Origin of the sequence: Bartonella sp. AA9NXGY (assembly GCF_042196845.1) — a bacterium.
GTDB lineage: Bacteria > Pseudomonadota > Alphaproteobacteria > Rhizobiales > Rhizobiaceae > Bartonella.
In genome coordinates, this window is record NZ_JBHIRB010000095.1 from 1 (window position 1) to 881 (window position 881).

An 881-nucleotide genomic window follows, 5' to 3' on the forward strand; every position below is an offset into this window, starting at 1 on the left:
TTCATTATTCCCCTCTTTCAATGGATTTATTTACAATAAAAAAGCTCATAAGCCTGTTGATATTTCCTGTCACCGCTTCATTAAAACAACGGTGAACAATATTGAAATGTTGGATTGAGGGAACAGTCCCGCCATTCCAAGAGAAGGCAAGGATGGCGGATTGTTGATCATCACAAGCAAGACTTAAGGATAGCATTCATATTGTTCTGGATGTTTTTTACAAAACGGGCTATTTAAGCGCTTCTTGACACTGCGCTGTGGAACAACAGCACCTGGACGACAAATGGGCAAGTTTTCGGCTTTATGATTTCCACACCAGCCCCCCCCCCTATCATATTTATCATGGAAACCAGCTTGAATCATACAAGCTTCTATGGTTGCCCATGCATTGTTGCTTAAATTTCTGTTTTCTGGAAATACATCATAAGGAGCTGGCATTCCACATTCTAAAAGTGCTTTTTTTACCTCAAGCCGATCTGCTCCTGATTTCTCCCACACCGTGAAGTATCCTGCAGGAGGTTTATTAAACTGACATCCAGCTATACTTAACAAAGTTACAGCGCTTAATAATTTTAAAGTTTGTTTCATTTTTTCCTCCTTAAAGGGAATTGTACTCGATGGGAAAGTCCATATATATCTCGACATTTTGGACCCGCATCTCCAAGGCAAGTATGAGGATTATAAGGATTTTTGAACATATTCCATGTTTCTTTCCACCAGTTACTGCCAGCAGGTATTGTCTCATAAGTATAGCCATTGCCGCCAATCCATCGGCTTACAAAGTCATATCTATGCCCATCAAAACCAATAGTGGTTTGTTTGCCATCACTCACATAACCTAACAGACCGGATGCAACTAAAACATTAAAGGCTGGTCCATA

Annotated in this window: 1 protein-coding gene and 1 pseudogene; both read right to left on the reverse strand. The window is 40.2% G+C overall.

Features of this window, described 5'->3' with window-relative positions; genetic code table 11:
- Positions 1 to 183: 183 nt before the first annotated feature.
- The gene (locus tag ACFIM6_RS09995) at positions 184 to 588 is read right to left on the reverse strand and encodes a hypothetical protein (RefSeq protein ID WP_375612686.1); all 405 of its coding nucleotides are present in this window, start codon (positions 586 to 588) and stop codon (positions 184 to 186) included.
- Positions 585 to 881, reverse strand: a pseudogene (locus ACFIM6_RS10000) (filamentous hemagglutinin); the annotation flags it as partial. The gene ACFIM6_RS09995 and the pseudogene ACFIM6_RS10000, both read right to left, overlap by 4 nt.

Coding starts and splice junctions, on each gene's coding strand:
- ACFIM6_RS09995 (WP_375612686.1), bottom strand. CDS start 588: ATGAAACAAACTTTAAAATTATTAAGCGCTGTAACTTTGTTAAGTATA.